At 75.0% G+C, this 13,641-nt stretch carries 12 protein-coding genes and 1 pseudogene; 9 read left to right on the top strand and 4 right to left on the bottom strand.

Annotated features, from left to right (window positions below; all coding sequences use genetic code 11):
• A partial coding sequence (locus ACFVXK_RS19680) for a type II toxin-antitoxin system PemK/MazF family toxin (protein ID WP_389613326.1) occupies positions 1–351 on the top strand: 351 nt, incomplete at its 5' end.
• A gap of 19 nt (positions 352–370) precedes the next feature.
• Here the strand turns inward: ACFVXK_RS19680 and ACFVXK_RS19685 are convergent.
• Complete coding sequence (locus tag ACFVXK_RS19685; RefSeq protein ID WP_389613328.1) at positions 371–1,195, bottom strand: TIGR02452 family protein; 825 nt, start codon at positions 1,193–1,195, stop codon at positions 371–373.
• A gap of 106 nt (positions 1,196–1,301) precedes the next feature.
• On the opposite strand from ACFVXK_RS19685, the gene egtA reads away from it, so the two are divergent.
• From egtA to egtD, 4 genes are read left to right on the top strand one after another with little or no spacing between them, the layout of a single operon-like run.
• Complete coding sequence (gene egtA, locus ACFVXK_RS19690; RefSeq protein WP_389613330.1) at positions 1,302–2,708, top strand: ergothioneine biosynthesis glutamate--cysteine ligase EgtA; 1,407 nt, start codon at positions 1,302–1,304, stop codon at positions 2,706–2,708.
• Positions 2,705–4,027: an ergothioneine biosynthesis protein EgtB gene (egtB, locus tag ACFVXK_RS19695; protein ID WP_389613332.1), complete on the top strand. Its 1,323-nt coding sequence runs from the start codon at positions 2,705–2,707 to the stop codon at positions 4,025–4,027. The genes egtA and egtB overlap by 4 nt, the downstream gene beginning before the upstream one ends.
• Positions 4,027–4,785 (top strand): ergothioneine biosynthesis protein EgtC, encoded by a 759-nt coding sequence (gene egtC, locus ACFVXK_RS19700; protein WP_389613334.1) that lies wholly within the window; start codon positions 4,027–4,029, stop codon positions 4,783–4,785. The genes egtB and egtC overlap by 1 nt, the downstream gene beginning before the upstream one ends.
• The gene (gene egtD / locus ACFVXK_RS19705) at positions 4,782–5,771 is read left to right on the top strand and encodes an L-histidine N(alpha)-methyltransferase (protein ID WP_389613336.1); all 990 of its coding nucleotides are present in this window, start codon (positions 4,782–4,784) and stop codon (positions 5,769–5,771) included. Before egtC ends, egtD begins: the two co-directional genes overlap by 4 nt.
• A 218-nt stretch (positions 5,772–5,989) precedes the next feature.
• Here the strand turns inward: egtD and ACFVXK_RS19710 are convergent.
• The 3 genes and pseudogenes from ACFVXK_RS19710 to ACFVXK_RS19720 form a co-directional block, all read right to left on the bottom strand.
• Positions 5,990–6,832, bottom strand: a pseudogene (locus ACFVXK_RS19710) (lysophospholipid acyltransferase family protein); the annotation flags it as partial.
• Positions 6,829–7,680: a GNAT family N-acetyltransferase gene (locus ACFVXK_RS19715; protein WP_389613339.1), complete on the bottom strand. Its 852-nt coding sequence runs from the start codon at positions 7,678–7,680 to the stop codon at positions 6,829–6,831. The gene ACFVXK_RS19715 and the pseudogene ACFVXK_RS19710, both read right to left, overlap by 4 nt.
• 190 nt (positions 7,681–7,870) lie before the next feature.
• Positions 7,871–9,136 carry an extracellular solute-binding protein gene (locus tag ACFVXK_RS19720; RefSeq protein WP_389613341.1) on the bottom strand — a complete coding sequence of 422 codons (1,266 nt, stop codon included), beginning with the start codon at positions 9,134–9,136 and terminating at the stop codon, positions 7,871–7,873.
• 161 nt (positions 9,137–9,297) lie between these two features.
• Here ACFVXK_RS19720 and ACFVXK_RS19725 point away from each other — a divergent pair, with 161 nt between their 5' ends.
• The 4 genes from ACFVXK_RS19725 (at position 9,298) to ACFVXK_RS19740 (ending at position 13,640) form a co-directional block, all read left to right on the top strand.
• A complete protein-coding gene (locus ACFVXK_RS19725; protein WP_389613343.1) occupies positions 9,298–9,513 on the top strand; it encodes a dodecin in 216 nt (71 codons plus the stop codon).
• 114 nt (positions 9,514–9,627) lie between these two features.
• On the top strand, positions 9,628–10,131 hold the full coding sequence (locus ACFVXK_RS19730) for a hypothetical protein (RefSeq protein ID WP_389613345.1): 504 nt from the start codon (positions 9,628–9,630) through the stop codon (positions 10,129–10,131).
• Positions 10,132–10,186: 55 nt separating this feature from the next.
• Entirely contained in the window at positions 10,187–11,221 is a 1,035-nt protein-coding gene (locus tag ACFVXK_RS19735; protein WP_389613347.1) for an MsnO8 family LLM class oxidoreductase, read from the top strand.
• A 10-nt stretch (positions 11,222–11,231) separates the two neighbouring features.
• Positions 11,232–13,640 carry an ATP-binding cassette domain-containing protein gene (locus ACFVXK_RS19740; RefSeq protein WP_389613349.1) on the top strand — a complete coding sequence of 803 codons (2,409 nt, stop codon included), beginning with the start codon at positions 11,232–11,234 and terminating at the stop codon, positions 13,638–13,640.
• Position 13,641 lies beyond the last annotated feature (1 nt).

Here is a 13,641-nt window from a genome sequence, read left to right on the forward strand (position 1 = left end):
GCCCCGGACCCCGACGGGGACCCGGACCCCGGGGAGATCGTGTGGACCTGGGTCCCCTTCGAGGAGGCCGACGGACGCGGCAAGGACCGGCCGGTCCTGGTGGTCGCGCGCGAGGCGGGCGGCGGGGCCGTGCTGGCGGTCCAGCTGTCCAGCAAGCGGCACGACGCCGACCGGGAGTGGGTCCCGATCGGCTCGGGCCCCTGGGACTCCGCCGGGCGCGAGTCCTGGGTGGACGTGGACCGCGTCCTGCGCGTCCACGAGACCGGCATGCGCCGCGAGGCCTGCGCCCTGGACCGCCCCCGCTTCCAGCTGGTCGTCGACCGCCTGCGGGAGCGCTACGGCTGGCAGTAGCCCCGCTCGCGGTCCCGCGTCACAGCCCCGCGAAGACCCTGGTGAACGCCTCGCGCGGGGCCGGGGCACGGTCCAGGATCGCGAAGGTCACCTGGGCGAAGGTGCCCGCGAAGCGGGTCGTCAGCCGGCTGTGGAAGGCCTCGGCGACCTCCGCCGGGTCGTTGCGGAACACCCCGCAGCCCCAGGCGCCGAGCACCAGTGCCCGGTAGCCGTGCAGTGCGGCCACCTCCAGGACGCGCCCCGCCCGCCGGGTCAGGGCCGCCGGGATCTCCGGGGCGCGTTCGGGCTCCTGGCGGCGGATCGTGCCCGCGTTCGGGGCCGGGGAGGTGAGGAAACCGGCCTGGAACGGGGTGTCCAGCAGGTCGCCCCGGTCGTCGCGGAACACCGGCACCCCGGGTGAGTGGATCACCCGGTCGGTGTAGAACGTGCTCGTGCCCGCGCGGTGGACCTCGTAGTACTCGGGGGCCTGGAGCAGGGTCTCGTACAGGGCCGAGGCCCGGCAGAGCGCCTCCTCCTGCGCCTTGGCGCCGCGGACGTAGCCACCCCCCGGATTGCGGGCCGAGGCGAAGTTCAGCACCGCGACGGTGCCCGCGCCGGGCGCCTGCGCGAGACGACGCGCCGCGACCGTGCTGCTCTCCCCCGTGACCTCGACGACCGTACGCAGGCTCCCCCTGACGGACTCCCCGTCTGGAATGACCTGGTTTGGTCCATATAGTCTGGTTCCGGCCTTGGATTCCGCCAGGCCGGCGGTGAGGGAGACCCACCGCCCCGACCGCGTCCGGTACCCGCCGGCCGCCACGATCAGCGCGTTCTCCCGCGCGATCTCGCGCAATCTGCTGCTCACACCGCCATCCTGCGGGGCGGCCGTGGGAGCGGCAAAGGAATTAGCACCCCGAGGACGGGTAGGCACGGTGACGTCACGGCCGACTACAGGAGACGAGGTTCCGGTCATGTCCGAGAACTCATCCGCTCCACACGTCCACGATCCGGCGGATTCCGCGTACGCCCCGCTCGGCGAGGCGGCCGCCGAGGACCTGATCCACGGCATCTGCTTCAAGACCGGCCCGCCCCGCGTCCTGGGTGCCGAGCTCGAATGGCTCGTCCTGGACGCGGAGCGCCCCTGGCTGCCGCTTCCCCCCGAACGCCTCACCGCCGCCCACGCGGCCGCCCGGGCCCTGCCCCTGGGCTCCCGGGTCACCGTCGAACCCGGCGGCCAGCTGGAGCTCAGCTCCGCCCCCGCCGGCTCCCTCTCCGCCTGCCTCGACGGGCTCCGCGCCGACCTCGCCGCCGTACGGGGCGCCCTGCGCGAGCGCGGCCTCGTCCTCCACGGCCTCGGCGAGGACCCCCGCAGGCCCCTGCGCCGCCTCCTGGCCAGCCCGCGCTACGACGCGATGGAGACCTACTTCGACCGCACCGGCCCCGCCGGCCGGGCCATGATGCGCTCCTCCGCGTCCGTGCAGGTCTGCGTGGACGCCGGGCACGAGGAGCCGGGCCCGCTCGGATACGGGCGGCGCTGGCGCCTCGCCCACCTGCTGGGCGCCGTACTGGTGGCCGCCTTCGCCAACTCCCCCGGCCGCGACGGCCCGTACGAGGGCTGGCGGTGTGCGCGGCAGGGGATCTGGAGCGACATCGACCCGCGGCGCGCGCTGGCCCCGCCGCTGGACGCCGAACCCCGCGCGGCCTGGGTCCGGCACGCGCTGGACACCGAGGTCATGTGCGTACGGGGGGTCGGGGACGGGCCCTGGGCGGTGCCGCGCGGGCTGACCTTCCGCGACTGGCTGCGTACGGACGGCCGCGGGCCGGACGGCCCGGCCCGGCGGCCCACCGCGGCGGACCTGGAGTACCACCTCACCACCCTCTTCCCGCCCGTGCGCCCGCGCGGCCACCTGGAGCTGCGGATGATCGACGCGCAGCCCGGGGAGGACGGCTGGACCGTCCCGGTGGCGGTGGTGCACGCGCTGTTCGACGACCCGCAGGCCGCCGAGACGGCCTACCGGGCGGTGAAGGCCCTGGCCGACGCCTACGGCACGCGCAGCGCGCCCCGGAACCCGCTGTGGCGGACCGCCGCGCGCGACGCGCTGGCCGACCCCGACCTGCGGGCCGCGGCCACGGCCTGTTTCGCCGCCGCCGCGGAGGCCCTGCCCCGGCTCGGGGCGGACCGCCGCGTCCAGGAGGCCGTGGAGGCCTTCGCCGGCCGCTACGTACGGCGCGGGCGCTGCCCGGCCGACGACGTGGACGACGCCCTGGTCGCCGGGCGCACCCGGGCCGCCGTGAACACCGCTCCGGCGGCCGTGCAAGACACCGGCCCGGCGGCACACCGCCGGCGGCCGCCCGCCGCGAAGGGACCGCGCCCGTGACCACCGAGGCCCACCCCGAGTTCCGTCCCGCGGCCCTGCGCGAGCGGGCCGCCGCCGCCCTGACCGCCGCCCGGGCGCGTACGGCCGGGCTGACCGACGTCGTCGGCGACCCGGACCTGACCGCGCAGCACTCCCCCCTGATGTCCCCGCTGGTGTGGGACCTGGCGCACATCGGGAACCAGGAGGAGCTGTGGCTGCTGCGGAACGTGGCCGGGCGGGAGTTCCTGCGCCCGGAGATCAACTCCCTGTACGACGCCTTCCAGCACCCGCGCTCCGAGCGGCCGAAGCTGCCCCTGCTGGACCCCCGGGAGGCCCGCCGGTACGCGGCCGAGGTCCGCGGGCGGGTGCTCGACCTGCTGGACGGCACCCCGCTGGAGGGGACGGCCCTGCTCGACCGGGGGTTCGTCTTCGGGATGATCGCCCAGCACGAGCAGCAGCACGACGAGACCATGCTGATCACCCATCAACTGCGCGCGGGTGAGCCCGTGCTGTCCGCTCCCGACCCGCAGCCGCCGCAGGACGCGGTCCCGGTGGAGGCCGAAGTGCTCGTGCCCGGCGGTCCGTTCACCATGGGCACCTCGGCCGAGCCCTGGGCGCTGGACAACGAACGTCCCGCGCACGTAAGGGAGGTTCCCTCCTTCTGGATCGACACGGCGGCGGTGACCAACGCCGCCTACCAGGCCTTCATCGCGGACGGCGGCTACACCGACCCCCGCTGGTGGGCGGCCGAGGGCTGGCAGCAGATCCGCACCCACGGCATCGGGGCCCCGCTGTTCTGGCGGCGCGAGGCCGGCCAGTGGCTGCGCCGCCGGTTCGGGGTGACCGAGCCGGTGCCGGACGAGGAACCGGTTCTGCACGTCAGCTGGTACGAGGCCGACGCCTACGCCCGCTGGGCGGGGCGCCGGCTGCCCACCGAGGCGGAGTGGGAGAAGGCGGCCCGCCACGACCCGGCCACCGGCCGCTCCCGCCGCTACCCGTGGGGCGACGCCGACCCGACCCCCCTGCACGCCAACCTGGGCCAGCGCCACCTGCGCCCGGCCCACGCCGGCTGCCACCCGGCCGGGGCCTCCCCGCTGGGGGTGCGCCAGCTCATCGGCGACGTGTGGGAGTGGACCGCCTCCGACTTCCTGCCGTACCCGGGGTTCCGCGCCTTCCCGTACCGGGAGTACTCGGAGGTGTTCTTCGGGCCGGAGCACAAGGTGCTGCGGGGCGGCTCGTTCGCGGTGGACCCGGTGGCCTGCCGGGGCACGTTCCGCAACTGGGACCTGCCGGTGCGCCGGCAGATCTTCTCCGGCTTCCGCACCGCGAGGGACGTCTGATGTGCCGTCACCTGGCCTATCTGGGGCCCGAGATACCCCTGGGGGCCGTTCTGGCCGACCCGGAGCACTCGCTCGTGCGGCAGTCCTGGGCGCCGCGCCGGCAGCGGTACGGCACCGTCAACGCCGACGGGTTCGGCGTGGGCTGGTACGCGCCCGGCGACCCGGTTCCGGCCCGCTACCGGCGCGCCGGGCCCGTGTGGGGGGACGAGGGCTTCGCCGACCTGGGCCGGGTGGTGCGCAGCGGGGCCCTGCTGGCCGCCGTGCGCGACGCCACCTTCGCCGGGCCGGACGGGGAGGCCGCGGCGGCGCCGTTCGCCTCGGGGCCCTGGCTGTTCAGCCACAACGGCGCCGTACGGGGCTGGCCGGACGCGGCGGAGCCGCTCGCGGCGGCCCTGCCGGCCCGCGCGCTGCTGGAGCTGGCCGCGCGCACCGATTCGGCCCTGGTGTGGGCCCTGGTCCTGCACCGGCTGCGGCAGGGCGACGACCTGGGCACGGCCCTGGCGGAGGCGGTCCGCGAACTGGCCGCCGCCGCCCCCGGCTCCCGGCTGAACCTGCTGCTCACCGACGGGGTCTCGATCGCCGCCACCGCCTGGGGCGATTCCCTCTGGTACCTGCCGGGCCTCCCGTCGGGGCGGGTGGCCGTGGCGTCCGAGCCGTACGACGACGACACCGGCTGGTGCGAGGTGCCCGACCGGAGCCTGTTGACCGCCACCCGCACGCGGGTCGCCCTGATCCCCCTGAAGGAGAGCACCCCGTGAGCGATTTCCAGCTGACCCGGACCCTCGACGAGCACGCCGCCGACAGGGCGCTGCGCAAGGACGTCCTGCGCGGGATGACCCGGGTCCCCAAGGAGCTGCCGCCGAAGTGGTTCTACGACGCGCGGGGCAGCGAACTCTTCGAGGAGATCACCCGGTTGCCGGAGTACTACCCGACGCGCGCCGAGCGGGAGATCCTGCTGGAGCGGGCCCGGGAGATCGCGGCGGTCAGCGGGGCGCGCACGCTGGTGGAGCTGGGCTCCGGCTCCTCGGAGAAGACCCGGCACCTGATCGAGGCCCTGCCGGCGCTGGAGACGTACGTCCCGGTGGACGTCAGCGAGAGCGCCCTGACCGGGGCGGCCGAGGCGCTGCTCGCGGACCATCCGGGGCTGAACGTGCACGCGCTGCTGGCGGACTTCACGGGGCCGCTGCACCTGCCGGACTCCCCCGGGCCGCGGCTGGTGGTGTTCCTGGGCGGCACGATCGGGAACCTGCTGCCGCCGGAGCGGGCGGTGTTCCTGGCGTCCGTACGGGCGATGCTCTCGCCCGGGGACGCCCTGCTGATGGGCACGGACCTGGTGAAGGACGAGGCCGTGCTGGTGGCGGCGTACGACGACGCGCAGGGGGTGACGGCGGAGTTCGACAAGAACGTGCTGGCCGTGATCGACCGGGAGCTGGGCGCGGACTTCCACACCGCCGACTTCGACCATGTGGCGGTGTGGAACCGGGAGCACGAGTGGATCGAGATGCGGCTGCGGGCCCGGTCGGCGGTGACGGTGAAGATCCGGGCGCTGGATCTGGTGGTGCCGTTCGCGGCGGGTGAGGAGATCCTCACGGAGATCTCGGCGAAGTTCCGTCAGGACGGGGTGCGGAGGGAACTCGCGGAGGCGGGGCTGGAGTTGGCGCATTGGTGGACCGACTCCGAGGGCCGCTTCGCACTGTCGCTGTCGGTGGCGGACGGCTCGGTGGACTCGGTCGCCGTGGACTGACCGGCCGACTGCCGGAGGAGCGCGTGCGGTTCGCGCGCGGGCGGTTCGTGCGCGGCCGGGTCGTGCGCGGACGGTCCGTGCGCGGCCGGTCCGTGCGCGGCCGGTCGTTGGGCGGACGGGTTGTGCGCGGCCGGGCTGTGGACGCCCGGTCCTTGCGCGGCCACGTCGTGTACGGCCAGGGTCTGCGCGGCCAGGTCGTGCGCGGCCGGGGTGTGCGGTGGGCGTTGCTGGGTCGGTATGCCGGGCAGCAGGGGCTGGCGCCGCTCGGGGGTGCCGAGGACCGCGCGTTGCGCCGCCGCCGTGAGCGTGCGGCGGTCGGTGTGGCGGCCCTCCGGGATCCGGGGCAGCAGCCGTACCTCGGCGCGTACGTCCCGGGCCCGGGCGATCCGCCACAGGGAGGCGGTGAGCGTGTCGTCCCCGACGAAGGCGGGCGCCCCGGCGAACTCCCCGTCGCCCAGCCGGTAGGCGATCCGCACGGGCTGCACGGGCACCCCCGCGTCCAGCGCCGCCTGGAACGCGGCCCGCCGGAACGGCCCCTGGGCGCGCCCGCACCAGGTGCAACCCTCGGGGAAGACGGTGATCCGGTCCCCGTCGCGCATCGCCCGGGCGAGGGTCGCCACGGTCCGCGGCAGGGCCCGGATCCGGTCGCGTTCGATGAACAGGGTGCCCGCCTGGGCGGCGAGCCGGCCGAGCACCGGCCAGCCGCCGATCTCGCTCTTGGCCAGCATCCGGCTGGGCAGGGCGGCGGCGACGAGCGGGATGTCGGTCCAGGAGATGTGGTTGGCGACGACCAGGCGGCCCCCGTCCGGCCCGGGGGTGCCGTGCACGGTGATCCGTATCCCCAGGGACCGCAAGAGCGCGGTGCACCAGGCCCGGATCAGCGCGCGCCGGGGCCGGGCGGGCAGCAGCCGCACCGGCGGGGCGGCCGGGACCGCCAGCAGGACCAGCGCGAGGGTGCCGCCGAGGCGGAGCACCGCTCGGGGGACGCTCGCGGGCCGGCCCGGGTGGGCGGCGCAGTCCTGCGGGGTGCAGGGCGCGGTGGGCAGCAGCCAGTTGCTCATGCCGACGGGGCGAGCGAGAGGAAGTGGTTGAGGTAGCGCGGGTTGGTCCGGCGCAGGGAGAGCAGCACGTACAGGTCGGCGCAGCCGAACTCCGCGTCGAGGGCGGGCTCCCCGCAGACCCAGGCGCCGAGGCGGATGTAGCCGCGCAGCAGCGGCGGCAGTTCGAGGCGGGTGCCGGGGAGGGTGACGCCGTCGGGGCGCCACGGCAGGTGCGGGGTGACCCGGTACTCCTCGGGGGCGAGGTTGCGGGCCAGGACGGTCTCGCGGGTGGCGGCGGCCAGCACCCCGCCGTCGGCGAGCGGTATCGAGCAGCACCCGGCGAGCCAGTTGTGGCCGGTGCGCTCCATGTAGCGGGCGAGGCCGGCCCAGATGAGGGCGATGACGGCGCCGTTGCGGTGGTCGGGGTGGACGCAGGAACGGCCGACCTCGACCAGGTCGGGGCGGATCGGGGCGAGGGCGGAGAGGTCGAACTCCCCCTCGGAGTAGAGGCGTCCGGCGACGGCGGCGCGCTCCGGGGGCAGCAGCCGGTAGGTGCCGACGACCTGGCCGGTCTCCTCGTCGAGGACCAGGAGGTGGTCGCAGTAGGCGTCGAAGGCGTCGGAGTCCAGGCCCGGCTCGGGGCCGTCGAGGCGGGCGCCGAGTTCCCCGGCGAAGACCTGGTGGCGCAACCGCTGGGCGGCGCGGACCTCGTCCTCGTCACGGGCGAGGCGGACGGTGTACCGGGGGGCGGCGGAGGGCGCGGCGCAGGGCGCGGGGGCCGGGGTGGGGACCGGGGTGGGGGCCGGGGTGGGGACGGCGGCCGGGGCCGTGGCTGCGAGGGGGGACGGGGACAGGGGGGCGATGGTCATGGCTGCTCCTGATCCGGGCACGGGGAGCCGGGCCGCGGGTGGCGGACCCGGCTCCTTTACTTCTTCCGTGACCGGCTGGATTCGACATGACCGCGCAGCGGCCCCCGGATGTGCGGACGCTGAACTCGGCGGACCGCCGCCCAGCTCAGCGGCCCGTCGGATCGGCTGATCATGAGCTGGGCGGACCGGTTCAGCGGTCGGAGTTCAGGATCTGCCCCATGGTCTCCGAGGCCGTCTTCGCCGCCTGCCGGGGGTCCTGGCCGGTGAGCACGGCCGTCATGTAGGGCTTGAGCGGGTTCTTCGCCTCGACCTCGGCCCAGCGCGCGGACTTCGGCGTGGCCCGGCCCTGGGCGGCTCCGGCGGCCATCGCGGCGGCGCCCTCGTTGCCCTCGACCACCCGGGCGAGGGTGGTCTTGTTGGGGACGTAGCTCATGGTGCGGGCGAGCTCCGTCTGCCACTTCTCGCTGACCAGGGCGGTGATCACGTCGACGGCGGCGGCCCGGTCCGCCGTCTTCTCCGGGATGATCAGGTCGGAGCCGCCGGTGAGGACGGAGCCGGCCTTCTCCGAGGTCTTGCCGGGGATCGGGAAGTAGCCGAGCTTGCCCTTGAGCGCGGGGTTGGCCGCCTCGATCTGGGCCGCCTGCCCGGGCGGGGCGATGATCTGGGCGACCTGGCCGCGGGCGAAGACCTCGGCCTGCGGGGGCGTCTCCTCGTCGGCGTTCTTCGGGCCCTTGCCGAGGGCCTGGAGCTGCTTGTAGAAGTCCATCCCGGCGAGGGCCTTCTCGTCGTCGAGGGCGCCGACCCACTGGCCGCCGGTCTCGGAGGCGAGCTCGCCGCCCTCGTCCCAGACGAAGCCGGCGAGGACGTACCAGTTCTGTCCGGGGAGGTAGATGCCCTGCTGGTCGCCCTTGTCGAGCTTCTGGGTGGCGGCGATCCACTCCTGGCGGTTCCTGGGCGGGGTCTTGATCCCGGCGTTCGCGAAGAGGTCCTTGTTGTAGATGACCACCCGGTTGGCGGCGTACCAGGGGACGCCGTACTGGGCCCCGTTGACGCTTCCGGGGTCGGAGAGGCCCTTGAGCCAGTCCTTGCTCCCCCAGGTGCGCAGGCCCTCCAGGGTGAGCTCGGAGAGGCCGCCGGTCTCGACGTACTGGGCCACCTGGGTGTTGCCGACCTCGATGACGTCGGCGTGCTCCTTGCCCTTGCCGGCGAGGACGGCGTTGACCTTGTCGCCGATGCCCTTCCACTCCTGGATCTTCACGTCCAGGTCGATGCCGGGGTGCTCCTTCTCGAAGTCGGCGGTGAACTTCCCGATGAACTCGTCCGAGGCGCTGCCCTTCATCAGCCAGAGGGTCACCTTCTGGGACCCGCCGTCCGATCCGGCCAGAACGCCGCAGCCGGCGGTCAGGGCGGTCGCGGCCACGAGGGCCGTGCACACGGCGAGGAAGCGCTTCTTCACGGGTTCACCTTCTGGACTGGATCTCAGATGGCTTGAAATTGGCATAGACCAATGGGCCGGTCAAGGGGCTTTCCGCCGGGATTGTTCACGCATAGTTCGCGGACCCGGCCTTACTGGGGCACCGTGGAACAAGGCAAAAGCGACAACTGGCGGGAGACCCCATGTCCAACCACACCTACCGGGTGACCGAGATCGTCGGCACCTCCCACGAGGGCATCGATCAGGCCATCCGGAACGGGATCAGCCGGGCCGCGCAGAACCTGCGCAATCTGGACTGGTTCGAGGTCACACAGGTGCGCGGACACATCGAGAACGGGCAGATCGCGCACTACCAGGTCGGACTGAAGGTGGGCTTCCGCCTCGACGGCGAGGACTGACGGGCCGTCCGCGCGCCCCGGCCGCCACGCCCCGGACGCCACACCCCGGCGGCCACGCCCCGGACGCCGCGCCCCGGCGGCCGGGGCGCGCGGGCCTGCGCCTAGGCTGCGGGGATGACCGAGACCCCCGCACCGCGCCGCCCGCTGGCCGTCTTCGACATCGACAACACCCTGGCCGACACCGGGCACCGCCAGCACTTCCTGGAGCGCCGCCCCCGCGACTGGGACGGCTTCTTCGGCGCGGCCCCGGCCGACCCGCCGCTCGCGCGCGGCGTGGCGCTGGCGGTGGAGAGCGCCGCCGACTGCGAGGTGGTGTACCTGACCGGGCGGCCGGAGCGCTGCCGGGCGGACACCGCCGACTGGCTGGCCCGGCACGGGCTGCCCGAGGGCCGGGTGTGGATGCGCGGCGACCGCGACCGGCGGCCGGCCCGGGTGACCAAGCTGGAGGTGCTCCGGCGGATCGCGCGCGGCCGCGAGGTGCGGGTGCTGGTCGACGACGACCAGCTCGTCTGCCAGGCCGCACGCGCGGCGGGCTTCCCGGTGCTGCTCGCCGACTGGGCGGCGCCGGCGCCGGAGCTCAAGAGCGCCCAGGAGAGCGAGGGCGGGAGCCGTACCTGAGGGCCCGGCCGGCGGCTCGGGGAATCCCCCGGGGCGCCGGGCGTTGAACACGGGTGTGAGCCTGAGAATCTCGATCCTCGACCGGTCCCGCGTCCGCGCGGGACACCCCGCCGCCGAGGCGCTGCGCGACACCGTGGAGCTGGCCCGGGCGGCGGAGGAGCTCGGCTACCACCGCTTCTGGGTATCGGAGCACCACAGCGTGCCCGGGGTCGCCGGTTCCGCCCCCACCGTGCTGGCCGCGGCCGTGGCGGCCGCGACCCGGCGGATCCGGGTCGGCACGGGCGGGGTGATGCTGCCCAACCACCGGCCACTGGTGGTCGCCGAGCAGTTCGGGGTGCTGGAGGCGCTGTTCCCCGGCCGGATCGACATGGGCCTCGGCCGTTCGGTCGGCTTCACGGGCGGGATCCGGCGCGCCCTGGGCCGGGACACGGGCGACGCCGACGGGTTCGAGGAGCAGCTGGCGGAGCTGCTGGGCTGGATCGACGGCAGCCAGCGCGCCCACCCCGAGGTGCACGCCCGGCCGGCGGAGGGGCTGCGGATCCCGCCGTTCGTCCTGGCCACCGGCGCGGGTGCGTCCATCGCCGCCCGGGCGGGGCTGCCGGTGGTGGTGGGCGACCTGCGGGCCCGGGCCCGGGTGGCGGAGGCCGTCGCGGCCTACCGCCGGGAGTTCCGGCCGTCGGCGTGGGGCGCCGAGCCGTACGTGGTGGTCTCGGGGACGGTGGCGGTCGCGGAGACCGCGGAGGCCGCCCGGCGGATCCTGGTGCCGGAGGCCTGGTCCCTGGCGTACTCCCGGACGCAGGGCAGCTTCCCGCCCCTGCGGCCGGCCGAGGAGGTCGAGGCGCTGGAGGTGGGCCCCAAGGAGCGGGAGCTGTACGAGGGCGCCCTCGCCGGGCACCTCGCGGGCACGGAGGAACAGGTCGCGGCCGGCCTGGCGGACCTGGCGGAGGCCACCGGGGCGGACGAGCTGCTGGTCACGACCTCCACGTACGACCGGACGGCCCTGCTGGACTCCTTCCGCCGGCTGTCCCGGATCGCAGGGCTGGACCGGGGCCCGGCTCCGGTCGCGCCCCCGGCCCGCGTACGCCACTAAACTGGGGCGAATGCACCAGCCTTCCCCCGATGTCCCCGCCGTCCCCCGGGACGCCCTCGATCCCTGCGTACGGGTCCGCGGCGCCCGGGAGCACAACCTGCGCGGGGTGGACGTGGACATCCCGCGCGACACCCTGACCGTCTTCACCGGTGTGTCGGGGTCCGGGAAGAGCTCCCTGGCCTTCGGCACGCTCTACGCCGAGGCCCAGCGGCGGTACTTCGAGTCCGTCGCCCCGTACGCCCGGCGCCTGATCCACCAGATCGGCGCGCCGAAGGTGGACTCGGTGACCGGGCTGCCGCCCGCCGTCTCCCTGGAGCAGCGCCGCTCCTCCCCCGGATCGCGCTCCTCGGTGGGGACGGTCACCCTGCTGTCCAACTCCCTGCGGATGCTGTTCTCCCGGGCCGGCGACTACCCGCCGGGCGCCGAACGGCTCGACTCCGACTCCTTCTCCCCCAACACCGCAGCCGGCGCCTGCCCTTCCTGCCACGGCCTGGGACGCATCCACCGCACCAGCGAGGAACTCCTCGTCCCCGACCCCGGACTGTCGATCCGTCAGGGTGCGATCGCCGCCTGGCCCGGGGCCTGGCAGGGCAAGAACCTGAGGGACATCCTGGAGGTGCTCGGCCACGACGTGGACCGGCCCTGGCGGGAACTGCCGGCCGGGGACCGGGAGTGGATCCTGTTCACCGAGGAGCAGCCGGTGGTGACGGTGCACCCGGTGCGGGAGGCTGACCGTATCCAACGCCCGTACCAGGGCACGTACATGAGCGCCCACCGCTATGTGATGCGGACCTTCTCCGACACCAAGAGCGCCACCCTGCGGGCGCGCGCCGAGAAGTTCCTCACCGACGCTCCCTGCCCGGTGTGCGGGGGGCGGCGGCTGCGGCCCGAGGCCCTGGCGGTGACCTTCGCGGGGCGGACGATCGCGGAACTGGCGGCGCTGGCGCTGGGCGAGCTGGACTCCGTACTGGCCGGGGCGGCGCCGGCCACCGAGGCGGCGCGGGTGCTGGTGGCGGACCTGCGGGCACGGATCGCGCCGGTCACGGAGCTGGGGCTGGGCTATCTGAGCCTGGACCGGACCGCGCCGAGCCTGTCGGCGGGGGAGCTCCAGCGGCTGCGGCTGGCGACCCAGCTGCGGTCGGGGCTGTTCGGGGTGGTGTACGTGCTGGACGAGCCGTCGGCGGGGCTGCATCCGGCCGACACCGAGGCGCTGTTGGGTGTGCTGGAGCGGCTCAAGGCGGCGGGGAACACGGTGTTCGTGGTGGAGCACCACCTGGATGTGGTGCGGCGCGCGGACTGGCTGGTGGACGTCGGCCCGCTGGCCGGGGAGCACGGCGGCCGGGTGCTGTACAGCGGGCCGCCCGGGGGGCTGGAAGGGGTCGCGGAGTCGGCGACGGCCCGGCACCTGTTCGCCCGGGCCGGCGCCTGCGGGGCCGCCCGGCCGGTGCGCGCCGCCACCGGTTCGGTCCGGCTGGAGGGGGTGCGGCGGCACAACCTCCGTGATCTGACGGCCGAGTTCCCGCTCGGGGTGTTCACCGCCGTCACCGGGGTGTCGGGGTCGGGGAAGTCCACCCTGGTCGGGCGGGTGCTCGCACAGGAGGTGGCCGCGCGGCTGGGCGAGGCGGGGTTCCCGGTGCGGCGGCTGGTGGAGGTGGACCAGAAGCCGATCGGCCGGACGCCGCGCTCCAACCTGGCCACGTACACCGGGCTGTTCGACGTGGTGCGCAAGCTGTTCACGGCGTCCCCGCAGGCACGCGAACGCGGCTGGAAGGCGGGCCGGTTCTCCTTCAACGTGCCGGGCGGCCGCTGCGAGACCTGCCAGGGCGAGGGGTTCGTCTCGGTGGAGCTGCTGTTCCTGCCCAGTACGTACGCTCCGTGCCCGGAGTGCGCCGGCGCCCGCTACAACGCCGAGACGCTGGAGGTCCGTTACGAGGGGCTGGACATCGCGCAGGTGCTGGGGCTGACGGTGGAGGCGGCGGCCGGCTTCTTCGCGGAGGTCCCGGCGGCGGCGCGCAGCCTGCGGGCGCTGGAGGAGATCGGACTGGGCTACCTGCGGCTGGGGCAGCCGGCCACGGAGCTTTCGGGCGGGGAGGCACAGCGGATCAAACTGGCGACGGAGCTCCAGCGCTCGCGCCGCGACCACACCCTGTACCTGCTGGACGAGCCGACGACCGGACTGCACCCGGCCGATGTGCGGGTGCTGCTGCGGCAGTTGCACGGGCTGGTGGACGCGGGGCATTCGGTGGTGGTCGTGGAGCACGACATGGAGGTCGTGGCGGGGGCCGACTGGGTGATCGACCTGGGCCCGGGCGGCGGCACGGAGGGCGGCCGGATCACGGCCTGCGGCCCGCCGTCGGAGGTGGCCGCGTCGACGGCCGGCCGCACGGGCCCCTACCTCGCGCGGGCGCTCGGCCGATAGG

This window comes from Streptomyces sp. NPDC058157 (assembly GCF_042884105.1).
Classification (GTDB): Bacteria; Actinomycetota; Actinomycetes; order Streptomycetales; family Streptomycetaceae; genus Streptomyces.